Raw genomic sequence first — 18,764 nt, 5'->3', positions numbered from 1 at the left:
AGCGCAGAAAATCTGCAAACCGTCGTAATCCGTTTCGACATGACGATATGCGCTTAGATTAGCAAGTGCCGCATTCGCCTTGTTTTCATTTCCTGCGTAAAACCATTCGCCGAATTAGACAACTGCACATCGACGAACAGCGCTGGCTGGCTGGCCGTGCCAGCGACGGAAGGAACGGCTGAAGGCGCTAAGCTCGGAATAGCCCAGTATTTCCGATATCTCAGCTAGGCTGAGGTCAGAACTCTGCAGATATTTCAGAGCGAGGTCGTAACGCACCTTGTCCTTAATCTGCTTAAAGCTGGTGCCTTGCTGAGTCAGACGATTTTGAAGGGTTCGCACGCTGATACCGGTGGCATCAGAAATCTCATTCACCGTACAGGGGCTGTAAGGCAACAGAAAGCGCACGATATTTTCTATCCGTTCATTGAGCCCTGCCCGAGCAATTGATGCATCACAGCGCAACCTGGATTGCATTAGTGAATAACTGCGACTGTTTGCCGTATTCATCGGCATATTCAGCGTTTCGCGGGTGAAATAAATTGCGTTGCGGTCCTGATTGAATGATATTTCTCGACCAAATAGCTCGACGTGCAATTGAAGGGAGTCTGGCGCGCAATGCCGAAACTGTACAGCGCGCGGCCTGAAATGGGGCATTAGCCTGCGCAGCTCGTTAACACAGAGAGCGAATCCATACTCCGCGGCCTGAGCTGGGTCTTCATCTAACTGAGATACCGTATCCCAGCATAGCGCAGCGCCTTCTTCATCAAATTGCAACGACAATGCGGCGCCACGGGTGTACATGTCGTAATTGCTGGTCAGGTCCTCCAGCATTTGCTGCACAGAACGCGCGCTACGCAGCAAGATCCAGAGCGGGCCGAATACATCCAGCCCATTCCTGGCGGCCAGCATGATGCCGATGTTCCTGCAATCCAGATCTGTTGCGGCAGTATTAAAAAAGCGTAGAACACTTGCGACGTCGACCGGGATATCGCTATCAGCGAGGCTTTCGCTCGGCAGGCCAGCCCACTCCGCCATCGCCTCGGGAGCACCACCAAGTTCGCGGATCAATTCACTAGCACCGGATAATACGGCACCTGAAATATGCCTAGTTGGACGGGTTGTTGTCGTCATCATAAGCTATGGCCTCCTCCCGCGTTGTAGTCAGTAGCCTCAGCGCACTTACGACTCTTAAATTATCACGCCCAACCCCATGCCGGGGGCACCTTTCCGGCCAAAACCATTCCCTTTGCGCGAGTCAGGATTCCTAAGCCCCCCATGGCGCCTGAAGTCAACAAATGGGTATATCAAGTCAACTACCATCAGGCTCAGACAAATAAGGTCACACAGGACGAGAGGTAACCCCCGGCTGCCAACGAGATAGGAAAGTCAACTTTCCACATTGCAGCTTTAACGCATACAATGCTGGTAGACCAAGACAGTATCTGGCCGCTGGCAGCGAGAGAAAATCCGCGGAGGATGGTCGTGAGAAAACTTACAATAATTCATTCAATACTTATCGCCAGCAGCTTGACGACGGTTGGTGGCGCACAAGCCAACGAAAACGCGAGCCAGGCCCGCCCCAGCAGTCGACTGCTGGAGGAAGTGATGGTCACGGCCCAGAAACGGTCCGAAGATCCGGCCGATGTTCCCATCTCTATTCAGGCCTTTGGCGAAGAAAAGCTGGATGCGATGGGTATCACCACACAAGCTGACCTTCAGCAACTTGTACCCAGCCTCAATATCAGCACCCTGCTTGCCTTCACCACCGTATACCTACGCGGCATCGGCACCGATGCGTTCCTAACGGCCGACCCAAGCGTGGCCAACTATATCGATGGCATTTACTTCCCCTTCGCTCTGGGCCTTTCTCAAGATTTCGGGGTTCTTGAGCGGGTAGAGGTTTTGAAGGGCCCGCAGGGCACGCTGTTTGGTCGCAATACCACGGGTGGCGCAATGCACATCATCACCCGTGATCCCACGCTGGGAGAATTTCAGGCCCAACTGAATGTAACGCGTGCCACTTACCCAGACCTGCACACCAAAGCGTATGTGAATATCCCGCTGGGTGAAGACTTTGCGGTTTCGGTATCGCCGATCTACTCACGAACCGAGCACTATATTCAGAATGTTCATCCTGACCCGCAAGTGGAACAGGACGATGACGTAAGCAAGGGTGTACGCGTAAAGATGCGTTGGGCTCCAACGGATTGGGCTGATATCACGCTATCGGCACTGGATATCGAGTCCGATGCGCCTGGCACCACGATTTTCCCGGCGCGTACGGCAACAGATCTGGCCGTTAGCCTTGGCGCGGATCGCGAGCAATACCAGGAGGGCAGTGACGAAGCTCGACTGGATGGCTGTTGCGAACAGATCGCAGAAAACCGGGTTTACTACGGCTCAGCGCAATTCTTTACCCCCTGGTTTGACATTAAGCTGCTGGGGAGTGATCAGCGCGTCGATACCACGACAACAGCGGATTTTGACGGCACTGAAGAAACCATCATGGTACTGTTCAACAAGGGCTTTGACGCAGACATTCAGACGGCGGAATTGCAGTTTATATCCAACCAGGAATCCTGGGGCAGTGACTGGATGAAGTGGATATTCGGCTTGTATCATTTTGAAGGACTGACCGGCACGATTGATCCAGGAGCGCGCGCCGAAGCACTGTTTTTCAGCGACACCTTAGACTCCATCTACGATCCTTTGCAGCCGACTCTGAGTCTGGCTGACAGACTTGATACCTTCGATCTGGTTGCCAACTTGGGCGATGGGCTGCCAATTGAACGGTTGTTTGCCACTACGCTGGTAGAAACTAAATCCGATGCGGCCTTTCTGCAAACGACTTTTACCTTTAATTACTGGCTGGATCTGACCCTCGGCCTGCGATATCAGGACGAGAGTCGGGAAATGAAAGATTCCCGTTTTGGGGTACTAGTTAACGGCCAAGAGTTCACGCTGGAAGATCGCGATACAGCGCAAAAGCAGGATGGCACCGTCGTTGGCCCCTACCATTCAGAGCAGACTCTGAGCCCGAAAGTGTCATTGGAACTGCACCCCTTTGATGATGAAACGCTGATCTACCTCAGCTATCAGGAAGCTACCAAAAGCGCCACTTATAACCCCTTGGCGGTAAACGGCCCCGCGACCTTTGCCGAACCCGAGTCCGTAACTGCCTGGGAATTTGGTGCCAAGACCAGCTTCTTTCAAGGCACGTTTATGATTAACGGTGCGATCTTTGACTACGATATGGAAAACCTCCAAGTGCAGTTTGTCTCCCTATCGACTGGCGGTGCGGTTTCCTTCGAAAACGCAGAAGCGGCCCATATTCGCGGTCTGGATTTTGACTTTACCTGGCTGATTGCACCGCACCTGGTCGAGGGGCTGGTACTGGCTGGCGGCATGGGCTGGCTGGAAACCGCCGAGTATACGTCCTACCCCAATGCAAAAGGCTACGTCGATAACTCTGGTGAAACGGCGAGTAATCAGGACTTCACTGGCAACCGCATCGTGAAAACCCCGGAAATTTCAGGCAACCTGGCGCTCGCCAAATCGTGGTGGCTTGGTGATCATCAACTCGAAGTCGTCGGCACACTGTACTTCACTGATGAATTTTTCAACGAACCATCCAACCGTGAGCTGACCGAACAGCCTTCGTACAAAGTGTGGGGCGCTCGCGTCGGCTACTTCTATGAGCCCTGGAATCTGCGCGTGAGCGCATTCGGGGCCAATCTTACCGATGAGTTCTACACTCGTGGCATTCAGCCCTCAGACTTTGGTGACCAGAGCACTATTGCCGCACCGCGCACCTACGGGCTGCGGATGTCCTGGGAGTACTAAAACACTCCCATCTCCAGCCAGGTTTCAGGCATGCCCGGTCAATATGACCGGGCTTTTTTTTGCCTGATGATTACCGGGAAACGGTATTCTTCAGGCGCAAAAAAGCCGGCGTGAGCCGGCTTAAGGGGAAATCTAAGGCGTTCCCGTGTTAACGAGTCAGGTTGTCGTGGTGAGCATAGGTGATTGCGCCCTCTTCGCTAGACGGCCGCAACAAGGCTTTTACTAGTGTCATCAAAGCGCCACCGTCGGGAGTGAACTTTCCCTTATAGGGCTTCTGTCCTTTGAATCGTAGTGCGTGAACAAGCTTGTTCAGTGAGGCATGGACGGTCGGCAACCAACGCAGATAGTAGACCTTGCGCACCGCGCGCATGTCGTCGCAAAGTGTATTGCCCAACATATAGCGTGAATAGGCGTGTAGCAGATCAAACGCAAAGCGGCCTGCCAATCGCTTCCATACGCGGTCGCGGTGGTAACGCGTAAAGGCCTCTTCGAAGCCGAGAAACAGCGCTTCATACAAATCATAGGTGAATCTGGAGGGTTCTCCGAGCGTAGCCCAGCACATATCCAGCAGATAGAAGTTCTGATCCGCACTGCGCGGCACAATGTCGTTCCGCACACCCATCAGGTAGCCGATATAGGTCCACTGCATACGTAAGCCTTCCAGATCCCGCTCGGATACCGGGTGACCGAATACACGCTCACATAAACCAATCTGCAAACCGAAAAAGGGAATGCCAAACGCGGTATCCACTTGATTCATCGGATTGCCGTAAGTGGCGTAGTCGAACAGATCGCCCTCGGTCGATTTGATCATTTTGGCGCGTACCATGGCGTGCATCAGGCGCACGTTTACCGCCGCTTTAAAGCCCGGCCCGTAGCGGCGCAGGCCGTCTTTGCAGCCGGTCTGTGCGTAGAATGCGACACTTTCCAGACTGCGATTTACAATATTCTTCTGAAAGCGGCCGGTCATGCCTACCGCATTACTGATACTGTGGCTGCCAGCGGTCGCCAGCGACCCCAGGGTGACGCCAAGCATAATGCCGAGATAGCTCGCCTTATCGAGCATCATTACGCCATCATTGACCTTATCCCAATCCAACCACTCCGGGATGTGATCCAGCTGCGCGAACAGATCCCGCAATTCTTGTGGTGGATTGTCCAGACTGTCGATACCGTGATCGATGGCCTGCAAAAACATTTTTCGCCCTTGCCCACTGGGCAGTCGGTTGAACATCTCAACCACCGCATCCATCAGCGGATCACCTTCCCAGGCGGCGTCAACCAAGTGCGCTGAATAATTTTCGTCTATCGAGGGAAGATCATCATTAACGGTACGAAAATCGTCGAGCAAAAATTTTCGCAACTGTAGAGTGGAAGGCGTGTACTGATATCGGGACGGAGCCGGCCTTTCTGGCTTTGCGCCCTCTTCCCTGACGTAGTTAAAGGGATGGTCAGCTAGCAATGCTTGTGTCATATCAGACGTTGACGGAACGGTATTATAAGGGGGTACGGCATTCATTGTGCGCTCCTCGGATTATTACCGGATACACAATATCCCGCCACGCACCTGCCATGCAGTCATATCAGGTGCAATATCATTCAGATTACGACACAACGCCGAAACACCAGCTTTGACTCCACGCGAAGGTTCTCACTGACCAAAGCCGAGAAAGCTCCCACCGAATAGATAGACTAGCTGAGCCGTCCCCGCAGCGCCGCCCAGAAAACCACCAACCAGTATCACTATCCACTGCTCAGATTCGAAAATGGGCATAAGCAAGCCCTGAAACTGTTGCGGGGACAGCGCGGATAGTCGCCGTGCAATTAGATTGTTGATAGGTTCCAATAGCTTTCGAGTGACTTTGGGTTGGTCGAGGGTACGCATCAGTCGGTCTTGAACCAGACTGATGGTCATTGCATCAAATTCAGTTTTCTGCCCCGAGATGCGCATAAGTTTGTCGAAGGTGCTGCTGAAGCGGTTTTTATCCATGACCTTGCGGATTTTTCGACGGACCAGACGATGTACTTCATCGCTGTTTTCCCCTTGCCAGATATAGTCGAACAAACCTCTTACGTCGAGAAACTGGCTGGTAAAGGATTCCGCAAACTGCGCCGATACGACCTGTTGCCGCTTGATGAAAATGCCCTGCAATTTGTAGCCAAGAATATTCACCGGCTCACCAGGTTTAAAGATAATTTGCAGGGCAATCCAGTTCGTGCCTGCGCCAACCAGAACCCCGAAAAGAGGTAATACCCAGGCATTAGGAAAATAGTACCAAGTCAAGGCTTGAGCTATCCCCAAAGGGAAACCGAGGAATAGGCCACTCAAGATAATCAGCTTGAGCTCGTAACCGGCCATTTCGGTTACTAGGTTTGTGACAATTTCAGGGTTCTTCTCAGCCTCTTTGGCCGCGATTTCCTCAATGTTAATAAATCGATCGGCGTTCTGCGCTACCTCCTCGAGGATTTCGCGGGAGAGCTCAGGCAGCTGCTCCCTGACTTTCCGATAGACCATGGCCCGCATAGGTTTTGGCGACAATTCCCAGTAGAGCGTCGTGTGCTCTTCCATGATGTCGTCAACCCATTCTTCAATTTGCGGGGAAACCATATGACTGATATAGCCGATGGCATCGGCCTCATCCAATGCAGCGAGCATCTCCCGTTCGGTACAGATGACTGAAATAGAATTTTTCACCAATTGTTTGGTGAGACGAACGCGCATCCTGGGCACGATGCCCTGCCAGCCGATAAAACTCCCAATCCCTGTCCAGCGAACCGGGTACAGAATCATCTTAATCCCGATCAGATTCGTAAACCAGCCGATAAACGCCGTAATTACGGGAATCAGTATGTAAGGGATATAGTGGCTGTATGCTTCCACCTTAAGTCACCCAGATCATCAAGTGTTGCGATTAATTGTAATTGGCCCAGCAAATAAAGCCGTTTAAGGTTCGACTACGTAGGATGGTTCCGCGTCTGAGAATTCGCCCGCTTCAATAGCCGTTCGAAGCACACTGATTGATTCATGAGGCGGCCCCACAGAAAGCCAATTTACCATTTTGGCCGGCAAGGGGCCGTTTGGGTCGGTATGGGTAATCCAGGTCACGTCTACACCACCTCGATTATTTGGTGATAACGTCCACTGTTGCACTGATTCAACCACTCTGACCTTGCCATTTTTCTCTGGCAGAATGCCGGTCAATGCGCGGTCAGTCAGGGTAACCGAATGATCACTTTCATCCTGACGTATAGTGCGGTGATACAGCACGTCGCGATCCGTCACAGGCCACGGCATATCCATTTGGAAATACAACTGTGACTCAGATTCACTCAACTGCTGATGCAGTTCGGCTGAGGAGATTATCTTGTTTAATTTCGGCCAGTAGCTCATGTCCTGTAGCAACTCAACGATGCTACTTACGCGCCCTGCTATAGAAGTGGTAGCCCGAATTTCGCGATATGCCGAGCCTTCTACAGGTCGGGTTTCTATCCGGATACCATCACTGTCTTTTTCCAGCCGCCAGGCTGTTTCGTCTGCGTTCACTCCGGGCACCTGTAGTGACAATAAGAGAATGTAAATAAGAGCGGTGAACTTCATGGTATGTCCCGTGATTCGGATTTACTGATCCCGCGAATAAGCAGCGCACTTCCCATAATAAAGAAAAGTACCAGGCAGGCGTAGGTTACCCAGAAAGTAATCAGACCGTTGTAGGCGAAGGGGCCGCTTTTGAAGAAGATCATCAAACCGGCTGATAGGCTGACCATAGCGATGAAAATCAGGAAGTAGCCATACCAACGAGGGTAAAAGGATTCCTTAGCATTGGAAGACAGTACGGCGATGGCGATAACAATCACTTCCAGCGTTGCCTCCGGATAGAACCAGGTGGCGTTAAACCAGCCGAAATCGTGAAATGCCAGAGTTATTTCCGGCAGACGCTCAGGTCTAAAAGCAGCTAACCCCCAGCTCATCCACATCATCATGGTCGCAACCACACCCAGAATACCAGTAGCCAGCTGGATGTCCGCCAAAATCGGGAACCCCATACGGTGACGAATAACCCAGGAGGTGGCGATCATCCACGGAATCAGGAAAATGGTACAGGTCATGGCAAGCAACAAGCCAAAGCGTTTCATGTTGGTATCTTCACCATAAAAAGCTGCAATTTCCGTTGCAGTCGCAGCTGGATCACTCGGCGGAATCCAGTTAGCCAGGAATATCCAACCAACTGCAATGCCAACACTGGCAACAATGCCTGACCAAGCAGACAGCTTCAGATGTGCATTATTCATAGTTTGCTTGCCTCTCCCCTCGAAGTACTTGCCCCACCGCTACCGTGACCTATATCACAGCCCGGGCAGGCTCTGTGAAATGATCTTATGCCGCCGGCTACAAGCAATGTTGTCATTTCAGGAGGAAAACCATTCGCTTAGCACCTAACTATATTGAGCATGGCGGCAAGCTGGTGTTGAATGACCGTCACGCATTGATCCAAATCAGCTCTGGTTCTAGACTGATGGCACTACAGAGGTAAAGAATGCGATGAATACCAAGTCGTCAGGCTCTGGTCATAAAAAGAATAATGCCGTTGGCAACCTGCAGCTGACAGATATCTCCAGCAACCACCTCACGCTGCTATCGTGGGTTTTGCAGCGCCACGGTATGGATGCGGATACCATTTTCGCTGAGGCGAATGTTCATGCACCGGCTACTAACAGCCCCACTGATCGGGTACCGCTGGTATCGGTTATTCGAGTGTTGGAACACATCCGGGAAAAGACGGGCGACCCCTGTATCGGCTTGAAGCTCTACCGTTACATGCGCCTGACCCATCTAAACGTGCTTGGCTTTGCACTCTCCTGCAGCAGTACACTGCTGGACTTCGTGCTGCGGGCGCAGCGTTTTTTCGGCTATGTCGGCTCGGCATTCAGCCTTGAAATTGAAGAACTTGAGAACAGCTTCCTGCTCCGAATAAAAATGGACGAGTCGATTTTTCAGGAACAACTCAAAGGTATAGAGGGCATTCATCTGCTTGTCGAATCCTTTGGATACTCAGCCTTCGGTATAACTCAGGAAGTCTACGGCGACCCAGTGCCGTTATTGAAAATGTATCTCTACGGTAAGCCACACCCCGACGTGTTGGCAGAATTTGAGACTATTGGTGGTGATGCGCCGGTCGTTGCAGGAAATGATTTTCTCGGGGTCGAAGTCGATAAGTCAGTAATGAAAGCCTTGCTACCGGGCGCCAACCCGCAGCTTGCGCGAGAAAGCGACGAACTCGTTATCGAACTGATGGCGACCATCAGCCAAACCAACATTGTTCACCGCTGCGAACGCCTGATTATGGAGGGTTTGGCAACAGGTGAATCCAGCTTGAAGCAGGTAGCGAGCCAAATGGGAATGAGTGAGCGCGTCTTACAACAACATTTGCATGACGACGGCCTGAGCTTCAGCTCGCTGGTCAACCGAATCAAGAAGACGCTGGCGATACAGTACCTTCAGGAAGACAAGAAAAATATAAGCCAGATTGCTTATATGCTCGGCTTTGACAGCGCCAGCAATTTCAGCCGCGCCTTTCGAAGCTGGACAGGCTTCTCTCCCAGAGAATTCAAGAACCAGAAGTAGCGCCTGCTTACAGGCGCTTTAAAGCATCCTCATGCAACCTGACGGGTTTGTTCCTCATTTGTAGTACCTACAACGGATAAACGCATAAACTTGAGCTCAGGTACCTCAATTGCTTTCTCCAACAGATCAATGCAGTCCTTACGGTAGTCATTCAAGACCAGCCAGGGTTTACGGCTACCCTTACGCGGCAGACAATGCTGGCCACGTTTTACATAGCCGGCATTGATCACATCGATAAAGGGCGCGTCTCGAACGGTGCAGTCGTGTTCATCCACAGGGATAGCCGCACTGTAGCCTTTTTCATCCATATGATTTAACAGGCGGCAGACATACTTTGCCACCAGGTCGGCCTTCAGCGTCCAGGGGTAGCTGACATAACCAAAAATCCAGCTAAAATTCGGCAGATCCTGAATCAGGGCGCCATTGAACTGCATCAGTTCACTGACGTCTTTTGCTACACCATCGACGCTTAACGTCGCCCCGCCCAGCATTTGCAGCTCAAGCCCGGTCGCCTTGACCACGATATCGGCATCAATATGACTGCCGGACTTCAGCAAAATCCCTTTCTCCGTAAAGCGCTCGATATGGCCGGTTTCTACGGATGCATCACCCGCACGAACAGCCTTGAAAAAATCGTTGCGCGGAACCAGACACAGCCGCTGATCCCAAGGGTCGTACTTGGGATTGAAATGCATCATATTTTCCTTTCCGACCTGGCGCTCAACCAACTTCATCAGCAACTTGCGAACGGCTTTGGGGTAACGGCGGGAAGCACCCCACAGGGTTTCAAATAGGCGAATGTAAAAGCCCCGGATAAGCTCATTGCTGCGCTCTTCGGACAGAAAGATATTGAGCAGCGGAGAAACCCGGTCGTGTTCCGGAATCGAGATAATATAGGTGGGGGATCGCTGCAGCATAGTCACATTGGCAGCATCTTTCGCCATAGCCGGCACCAGAGTCACAGCCGTAGCCCCACTACCGACAACAATGACCTTTTTGTTGCTGTAATCCGTATTTTCGGGCCAGTGTTGAGGATGAATGATTTGGCCGCCAAAAGCTTCTTCTTCGGGCAACGCTGGATTATAGCCAGCGTCATGATTGTAGTAGCCGGAGCCCATCACCAGAAAACGGGCTTTATATTCCAGTGACTCACCGCTGTCTTCATCTCTGGTGGTAACCGTCCAGCAGCAGGTTTCACTCGACCAGCTGGCATGGGTGACCTGTTGCCCGAAGCGGATTGTCTCGGAAACCCTGTGTTCTTCTGCGGCTTCTTCCAGATAGGAACGAATGGCCTCGGCACTGCCCAGAATCTTGCGGTTTTTCCAGCGTTTAAAGCCGTATCCGAAGGTGAACATATCCGCATCCGAACGGATACCGGGGTATTTGAACAGATCCCAGGTTCCACCGATTCGCTGACGACGCTCCAGAATGGTGAAGGATTTTCCGGGGCAGTTCATACGCAGATGGCAGGCCATACCAATGCCTGAAATTCCTGCGCCAACAATCAGTACGTCATCCATCGCGTGCCTCTGTTCGTCTGTAGTGAGTCACGAGAAGTCTATGGCAATGATTCGGATGCGAGTCTTCATTTCACGCGGAAGAATGATCAATCAGAAGCGATATTGCCACCAAACAGGCATTCTGGTCGGTGATGTTTAAGTACGGTATTGACGGGCAATATATGTGTACCTTATGGTTCATATAGCATCTTGTTATCGGTAGGCTCATATGAAGACCTTCCACATTCTACTAACGCTGATCTTTGCGTTGTGCCTCGCGGGCTGCCGTGACAGTAGCTCATCACAAGGGCAGATCGAGTCCGGTAGCGCGACATCGCGCTATACAGAGGTTCCGCGTGATGCCTCTGGCTACAGCAACACGATTCCGGCAAGCCCTGCGGCAGCGGAAACACGCGAGGGTAAAACCTACTCGATCTACGTAGAGGGGCCGCAAACCGGTGATGTGATTGCGTTTACCGTCTTTGAACCCTCGGTTTTCACAGGCGGAGAGAAATACCCTCTCCTGCTGTATGGCCACGGCGGCGGCGATAGCCGCGCAACTGACAGAAACAACCCGGCACTGGTTTACAGCCCTTTTAATGACAATATCAAACTGTTTCTGGATAACGGCTACGGTGTAGTCAGCATGGATCAACGCGGCCATGGCGAGTCTGGCGGCACCATCCGGGTGATGGACCCGGATTATGAGGGACTTAACCTCATTGCTATTTTGAACTGGGTGGAAGCCAATCTGGACTGGTTGGCCTATGGCCCTTCAGTCGATGGCAGCGATCCCAACAACCTGCTGCTGGGCGCCATCGGTGCCTCCTATGGCGGTGGTTTCCAGCTGTTGTTGAATAATATTGATCCGCAACGTCGACTGGATGCTATCGTGCCGGAATCCACCTGGTACGACATGCGCAACAGCATCATGCCCAACGGCGTTGCCAAAAGTACGTGGGGGAGTTTTCTGCTGTTGTCGCTGACAAGGGCGGGGTCGGAGTTTGACCGTAACCACGCCGATCCCTATGTCACCGACTTGTTCGTCGACATGATGAGTGGTCGTCCATTAACAGAGGATCAGGACGATTTTCTCTACTACCACGGTAACAGTTATTTCTGCGGTGATCGGGTTATCGCGAGTAACGCAGGGCTCCCACCGCTTTTTGCTCGAGAGTCACCACCACCGGTGCACGCGCTGTTTTTTCAGGGCATGCGTGACACGCTGTTTACCTTTAATGAGGCTTTCAACAACTATCAGTGCATGCGCGATGCCGGCGGCGAGGTTTATCTGATGTCGCATCAGTCCGGTCACAACGCGACGCCAGTGGTGCTCGATGCCGGTTTGCGTCCGGTGCCGTTTAATCCAGAGCAGCCAGGCCCGCCATTAAATTCCTACAACAGTGATTGCGGTGAGAGGGATTTGCACGATACCTCTCTGGCGTTTTTCGACAGACATTTTAAAGGTGTTGGCAAAGAGCAGCCTTTTTTACCAAAACCGGTTTGCGTATCACTGGATCAGGGTGACGCGATCTGGCTCGACACAGTGGTCCATGGAGAAGCGGGGCAGCCTATCGAAATCATCTCCACCCCGGTGTTGGCCGGTGTTGGCGGTGCTCCAGTGGTAGCTGAGCCTTCGCTGGTGATCGATTCTGCCGATCAGGTTTTGGCAGGAATACCTGAACTGGATGTTACTCTGCAGGCTGCTCTGCCAGCGGATACCGGCGTGCCGATTATCTTTGCGGGCATCGGCATTATGCGGGCAAATAACCCCGGTATCTGGCAGCTGGCGGACAATCAAATCACCCCCCTACGAGGGACAGGTGAGCATCGCATTTCGATGAATGGGATTGGCGAGCGCCTGCAGGCCGGCGACCGGGTAGCACTTCTCCTTTACGGCAGCCACGACCAATACCCCTACACTGGTTCGGTAAATGGCCATGAACCGACCGTTATGCCGGTAACCGTGGTGGGCAGGCTCTGGTTGCCCGTCGTAAGAGACACCAAAACCAGCGCGCCTTGATCAGCGCATCAGCCATTCGTGAAACCGGGCTATCCATTGATCAGCGGCGATCCCCTGTTGTTTCAAACCAAAACCGTGCCCACCTTCGGGGTATCGAATCAGGGTACTTTCCCGACCTGCGGCCAACCACTGCTCATGCAACGCCTGTGACCAGCTTGCAGGCACCACTGGGTCATCATCCGCTGTGACTATAAATAGGGGCGCTGCATTGTCGGGCACCTCCCCTGCCGCCGGCACTGCGTATAGCAGCGCCACAAAATCAGCACGTTCAGCACCGCGGCCTTGCTTGGCGACACCGGAGGCAACTGCACCTCCGGCGGAAAAACCCAGCATGCCTATGGAATCAACGCGAAGATTCCATTGCTCTGCGTTCTCACGCACCCAGGCAATTGCCTTCAGGCCATCACTAATCGCCTTCGTTTGAATGGGTGAGAAGGGGCGATCGGGTAATTGGTCATCTGAACGCCAGGCATTAATAGCAGCGCCCGCAAACATCCAGATCAACCCGGCTTTAAACAACAGATCACTGCGTGGCGTGGGTTGCAGCCGGTATTTTAGGACAAAGGCATTGATGCCCCGCGCATTGAGCCACCGTGCGACCTCGGTACCTTCCTGATCAATGGCCAGAAAACGAAAGCCACCCCCCGGCGCGATAACCACCGAGATGCCGGTGTTGCCCTCGGGTGCCGCAGGAAAGGCGAGTAGGGCCGGAGACGACACATTGCGTACGATCTGCTGCTCGCCCCACGCCAAGCTCGATTCAGGCACTGGGCTAGTGGCCTGCAATTCTGCGACTGAGCTCAAAGGGATTTCTTGAGGCTCAGACGCTCGGGCACCTGCAACCAATGTAAGCAGCAGGATTAACCCGCAGGCGAGTGCTGATGGCGATTTCCGTACATTCAAAATCGGGCTTCTACAGATAGGCCAACCAGTCGCGGCGGAATATTATTGAACAAACTGAACGTAGGTTGCTCCGCGCCAATGGCCACAGGGGTAAATGCAGAAAAGAAGATATCGTCGTTGGCACTGCCTTCGAGGTTTTCAACGAAGCCCTGCACCTTCCAGTGCTGGGAAGGACTTTCCCAAGTCAGGCGGAAATCGCTGGTGCTGTGTGCCACCACATGATCATTCGGATTACCCACCCCACGCCGGTCCAGATCATCACTCCAGCTGATTTTCAGTGACGGCGTCAAGGTACCCCAGTCACCAAGGTAGATCAGATAATTTGCCAGTAGCACCGCCGAAAACTCGGGGGCTGCGGTCAAGCGCTCGCCCGAGAAATCCAGCGGGGCTTTGTCTGTACAGCCCGGCTCGGGTGAGTCAGGTGCCAGCCGTCCTTCATCGGTACCGCAGTAGTCATTGTAGGTCGCATCAGTCCAGGCTGCACTGGCTTGAATAAACAAGGACGCAGTCGGTGTCCACTGGGTTTCTATTTCAAATCCCTGAATGGTGGCGGATGCGGCATTTTCAGTAATGATGCCGCCCGGAGTAATTTGCGAAACCTGTAGGTCCTGATAGTCGTAGTAAAAGGCCGCTGCATTAAATTGCAGCGTGCGATCAAAAAAGGACGTCTTCAAGCCGGCTTCCCAGGCGTCGATAAACTCAGGGTCAACGGGATTCTGAATAATACTGCCATCCAGTTTCTCAATCGTCTGGGCCAATCCCGGTTTATACCCACGCGCATATTTCAGATACGCCATCCCTGCCTCACTGTAAAACCAGCGCGCGCCCAGCTCTCCAGTGGTTTCGTCAAACTCGGCGAACTGCAATCCATCCCGCTGCTCTGTCACAGGAAAAACTGCGCCCAGCGGGGTTTTTGCGATGATATCGTTCTGGGGAGTGCGCAGTGTGAACTCATCGCTATTGCGGCGTAACCCAACTGTCAGCTCAACGGGAGGCCCGTTAAACAATTCGGCGAGATCCATATCCAGATTCAGGAAAACGGCGGAGCTCTTATCTTCCAATTCCTCTCCGGGCGTATTGACTTCAACATCAACGATGATGGAAGTTTCTCCCGGCAAGGCCGGCGCGCCCAAATCAGAAGGTTTCACAAAGGCTCTGGCCAGCACAAAATTATCCCGATCCACAATCTGTTCAAACCAGAACAGTCCAAACAACCAGTCAAAGCCACTGTCGTTCTGCGAAGCAAAACGCAGCTCCGCCGTGCGACGCACATCATTGGGCCGCAGAGAAACACCTTCCAGAATAGGTTCTTCGGTACCGTCTACATCATAAGTTTCTGCTTGTTTACGGCGCATTTCGCCACCGACCAGCACCATTTCAACGTCACCCAGTACCGGCAGACTTTCCAACAACCAACTGATATCACCATCGATGCGGGTGAACTCAGACGAGGACAACCCAAAATTGTCACTGACACGCGAGCGAACCTTTGTCAGATCCTCTGGCAGTGATTGCGCGCCCAGCTCTTCCAGTACACCGCTGCGGCGTGTTGCTAAAGAGGGGCTACCGACAAAGGGAATCTCGCGGGGCGTGCTCTCATAGCGAATCGCCCGCAATCCGATCTGAACATTGTCTGTGGGCTCACTGGTGAGATAAAGACGTACAAACTCGTCGCGAATGTTGCCCGGATCATCACTATCCAGCGTCAACAGATTGTCGAGTGTACCTTCAGACTCGCGTTTGATCATCGCTATGCGGCCCAGCAGAAGCGGGTTATCTTCGCCAAGCAGAGGAATATTGATATAAGCCCGCGCATGACTCTCTGTAAGTGAGGAATAGCGAATATCGCCACCGATTGCCCATTCCAGTTCGGGCGCACGCCACTTTGCATTTATGGCGCCTGCGGTGGAGTTGCGGCCAAACAGGGTTCCCGACGGTCCGCGCACCACTTCAATGGCGCCGAGATCGTAAAACGGTTCACCCCGAATATCGGCGCCCTGCGATCCGATAAAGACATCGTTCACATGAAACGACACCGGCGACGGTCCATTGCGGGTTCGGCTGATCCCACGAATCGCTATCTTCTGTTCATCTTGAGCGACCACGCCGGGGATCAGCTCCACCAGACTATTAAAATCTTGAACGTTGTTGTCCTGCAGCGTTTCTCCCGACAGCGCAGAAACCGAGCCAAGTACTTTTTGCAAGGACTCAGAGCGTTTCGATACCGTGACGTAGACTTCCTCGATAACCAGCCCGGATTTAGTGGTCTCCGGTAAACCACCGTTCTCCGACGACGCCTCTTTCTCAACGGGGGCTTCCTGCGCGTTAGCGGTAAAGCACGCAAACTGCATGACCGTTGAAAACAGCATCGACATCGTAAACGCTGGTAAACGGGCTAACATCTGAAGATTATTTTTAGTCATATCTGCGCCTCTTATTATTCTGCCTGCACGTTAGCAGCTTGATTTCTCGCCGCGTAAACCAGTCGTGCGACGGCCGGCTGAATTGCGATATTGTGTTGCTGCAGGGGATCCGGTCGGAACACGCCATTGGCCATTTCACCGTAGTTGTCGAAACTGAATACGCCGTATTCAAAGTCGTCCAAGCGATTGGATAGCCGGTAATACTCAATAAACCCCAGTGGTTCACCCTTTGCCAGCGAGTCGAGCGCACGCAAGCCGATCGCGGCAATCTCACTAACGGTCTTAGTAACGAACTGCAGCTCATCGCGCCGTAAAGCATCGGATTGTTCGATCAAGGGCGCCAACCGATCATGGCTGGCTTCCCAGGTAAGCAGTTGTTCGCGCAGTTCAGGATAAACACGGTTATCTCCGCTCAACAGACGCTCAGTTTTTATCGCGAACTGCCTAGCGGCCTGGCTTTCGGCAGGCAAATGGTCGATCAGACGATCCACATCGCCCAGTGCATACGCCGGCGGCTCGACAAAAGGGAAAATAGCCGAGGCCACAAAGCGCAATAGACGTTTGCGGCTTCGCTGGTAGTAGTAACCTGCTGGTTCTAGCGCATCTACGAAGGTAGTCAATGCTTCCAAATCTCTTTCAGAAATCTCAGCCAGATAATTTTCTGTTGCTTCCTTGTGGCGCATCCCCAGTCGTACAAGCCGCTCACTGACCACATCCAGGCGCCGATAAAAGGTAACCGCGCCTTTAGATAGCTGAGATGGCTGCGACCAGAACCGTTCGGCCAACGCCGCACTGCGAGGCCAGACGGCAATATCCAGCGTATCGTGATCCACATGCTCGGACCATGCGGCAATTTCAGCCCCCAAAATGCGCGGGGCTCCCTGCTCCGCCACATCAGAAATACCTTCCACTTCAAAATCGGTAAGCTTCTGCTGATAGAGCCACCAGGCCGGCTGCTGATGATCCAGATAGTAGTTGCGACTCATCAGAATATCAGCCGAGGCAAAGGCTGGGGGATAGTCACCATCCAACCATAACTGAACCGCAAAGGGTAAGGGTTCCGCTGTATCTTCTGGATGAACAGCCTCCTCCCATGCGATGGGCAATTTTCCGTGCGCGGCAACCATTGATGCGTATCGTTGCGCGAAGTAGCTGTGCAAGGCATCAACAGAGCGAAGACCCTTGGCTTTCATGAAGTCCCGAATGGAGGAGTCTGATTTCCAGGGCGCTGTATTCACTTCGTCACTGCCAATGTGAAAGTAGTGATCCGGAAAGAGCGACGCCATCTCAGCGACCAACAGGTTGATCAGCTCATAGGATTTTTCTTTGGCGGGATTAATCGGTGGAGAAAAGAGGCTACTGCTCCATTCCCCCAATACCGGGTCTGGCAAACCGTCGACACGCAATTCAGGGTAGGCGACCTGCCAACTGAGACTATGGCCCGGCAGTCCAAATTCCGGCACGATACGAATACCTCTATCAGCCGCATACTCCACCAGTTCGGTTATTTCCGACTGAGTGTAATAATCTCCACCGCTGCCTACTTCATGTAGTTTGGGCAACACCCGGCTCTCCGCGCGAAAGCCCTGATCATCGCTGAGGTGAAGATGCAGCACGTTCAGCTTTACCATCTCCATTCCCGCAAGCAGCCGCTTTACGGTAGACACCGGCATAAAATGTCGTGCGGTATCCAGCACCATGCCGCGCCATGCCCATTGGGGTGAATCATCGATAGTTACCGTCGGCAGCTGCAGCGTGCCCTCACGCTCGGTGACTAATTGCCTCAGGGTTTGCAGACCTCGAAGTGCCCCTACGTCATTACTCGCCTTCAGCAGGATGCCGTCATCGGTAACGGTCAGCTGATAGCTTTCGTCGGCATCTAAATCCGGATAACGATTGCTTTCCTCAGCGACCACCAAGGACAGATGCGATCCTTTTGTCGCCTCCTCAGCCCAGGATACTGACAATGATGTTCCACTCTGAGTGCCGACCTGCGCAGCCCATCGATCAACGGCGCGTTGTAATCGGCCCGATCGCGTTTGCGGCGTCGATACGCGTATAGTGCCAGGCAAAATCATAGTACCAGCACTCGTGCGCATAGACCGCGGCATCGGCATCACTACCACCTCGTCCGGGGTGTGGCCTTGTCCAGTGCCTCCTCCCACAACACCTGAATAAAGCGGGGTCGAATATTTCGGTGAGCAGCACCCTGCGACCAGTAAGACGCTAATTGCCAGCGACGAAAATAGCAGCCATCGATTTTTGTCCACGGTAATAAACTGAGACATGAAGAATCTCGCTTCTACTTATAATGAACCATATGGTACATATATAATTGAATAGCGACAATACCCCCTGGATCACGGGCGGCTGCAGAGCGCGACAGGGCCAGTGCTTTACGGTTACTATTTCGGTAATTTCAATTAAATCATCAAGGTATAGCGCTCGCT

General features: G+C 52.8%; 12 protein-coding genes. 3 read left to right on the top strand and 9 right to left on the bottom strand.

Annotated features, from left to right (window positions below; all coding sequences use genetic code 11):
- Nucleotides 1-114 precede the first annotated feature (114 nt).
- Nucleotides 115-1,134 carry an AraC family transcriptional regulator gene (locus tag FHR99_RS00345; protein WP_183408558.1) on the bottom strand — a complete coding sequence of 340 codons (1,020 nt, stop codon included), beginning with the start codon at nucleotides 1,132-1,134 and terminating at the stop codon, nucleotides 115-117.
- A gap of 348 nt (nucleotides 1,135-1,482) precedes the next feature.
- Here FHR99_RS00345 and FHR99_RS00340 point away from each other — a divergent pair, with 348 nt between their 5' ends.
- The gene (locus tag FHR99_RS00340) at nucleotides 1,483-3,843 is read left to right on the top strand and encodes a TonB-dependent receptor domain-containing protein (RefSeq protein ID WP_183408557.1); all 2,361 of its coding nucleotides are present in this window, start codon (nucleotides 1,483-1,485) and stop codon (nucleotides 3,841-3,843) included.
- 148 nt (nucleotides 3,844-3,991) lie between these two features.
- Here the strand turns inward: FHR99_RS00340 and FHR99_RS00335 are convergent, their stop codons facing one another.
- The 4 genes from FHR99_RS00335 to FHR99_RS00320 all read right to left on the bottom strand — a co-directional run bounded on the left by FHR99_RS00335 (nucleotide 3,992) and on the right by FHR99_RS00320 (nucleotide 8,133).
- Nucleotides 3,992-5,194, bottom strand: a complete 1,203-nt coding sequence (locus tag FHR99_RS00335) for an oxygenase MpaB family protein (protein WP_183408556.1) — start codon at nucleotides 5,192-5,194, stop codon at nucleotides 3,992-3,994.
- Between the two features lie 300 nt (nucleotides 5,195-5,494).
- On the bottom strand, nucleotides 5,495-6,724 hold the full coding sequence (locus FHR99_RS00330; RefSeq protein WP_183408555.1) for a DUF445 domain-containing protein: 1,230 nt from the start codon (nucleotides 6,722-6,724) through the stop codon (nucleotides 5,495-5,497).
- A 63-nt stretch (nucleotides 6,725-6,787) separates the two neighbouring features.
- Nucleotides 6,788-7,441, bottom strand: coding sequence for an START domain-containing protein (locus FHR99_RS00325; protein WP_183408554.1), 654 nt, complete (start codon nucleotides 7,439-7,441; stop codon nucleotides 6,788-6,790).
- Nucleotides 7,438-8,133, bottom strand: coding sequence for a hypothetical protein (locus tag FHR99_RS00320; protein ID WP_183408553.1), 696 nt, complete (start codon nucleotides 8,131-8,133; stop codon nucleotides 7,438-7,440). Before FHR99_RS00320 ends, FHR99_RS00325 begins: the two co-directional genes overlap by 4 nt.
- A 250-nt stretch (nucleotides 8,134-8,383) precedes the next feature.
- Between FHR99_RS00320 and FHR99_RS00315 the strand changes: the two genes are divergently transcribed.
- Nucleotides 8,384-9,466: a helix-turn-helix domain-containing protein gene (locus FHR99_RS00315; RefSeq protein WP_183408552.1), complete on the top strand. Its 1,083-nt coding sequence runs from the start codon at nucleotides 8,384-8,386 to the stop codon at nucleotides 9,464-9,466.
- A 29-nt stretch (nucleotides 9,467-9,495) separates the two neighbouring features.
- Here FHR99_RS00315 and FHR99_RS00310 read toward each other — a convergent pair whose 3' ends face one another.
- Entirely contained in the window at nucleotides 9,496-10,986 is a 1,491-nt protein-coding gene (locus FHR99_RS00310) for a flavin-containing monooxygenase (protein WP_183408551.1), read from the bottom strand.
- 208 nt (nucleotides 10,987-11,194) lie between these two features.
- Between FHR99_RS00310 and FHR99_RS00305 the strand changes: the two genes are divergently transcribed.
- Nucleotides 11,195-12,988, top strand: coding sequence for a CocE/NonD family hydrolase (locus FHR99_RS00305; protein WP_183408550.1), 1,794 nt, complete (start codon nucleotides 11,195-11,197; stop codon nucleotides 12,986-12,988).
- On the opposite strand, the gene FHR99_RS00300 is transcribed toward FHR99_RS00305, so the two are convergent.
- From FHR99_RS00300 to FHR99_RS00290, 3 genes are all read right to left on the bottom strand, one after another.
- Nucleotides 12,989-13,792 (bottom strand): alpha/beta hydrolase, encoded by an 804-nt coding sequence (locus tag FHR99_RS00300; RefSeq protein ID WP_183408549.1) that lies wholly within the window; start codon nucleotides 13,790-13,792, stop codon nucleotides 12,989-12,991. It abuts the gene before it with no gap.
- Nucleotides 13,793-13,887: 95 nt separating this feature from the next.
- Entirely contained in the window at nucleotides 13,888-16,266 is a 2,379-nt protein-coding gene (locus FHR99_RS00295; protein ID WP_183408548.1) for a TonB-dependent receptor, read from the bottom strand.
- A gap of 62 nt (nucleotides 16,267-16,328) precedes the next feature.
- The gene (locus FHR99_RS00290; RefSeq protein ID WP_183408547.1) at nucleotides 16,329-18,602 is read right to left on the bottom strand and encodes a beta-N-acetylhexosaminidase; all 2,274 of its coding nucleotides are present in this window, start codon (nucleotides 18,600-18,602) and stop codon (nucleotides 16,329-16,331) included.
- Between the last annotated feature and the right edge of the window lie 162 nt (nucleotides 18,603-18,764).

The sequence above is a fragment of the Litorivivens lipolytica genome (assembly GCF_014191715.1).
Lineage (GTDB): Bacteria > Pseudomonadota > Gammaproteobacteria > Pseudomonadales > Spongiibacteraceae > Litorivivens > Litorivivens lipolytica.
The sequence above is the reverse complement of the archived record's forward strand: the minus strand, read 5'-3'. Positions and strand labels throughout refer to the sequence as shown.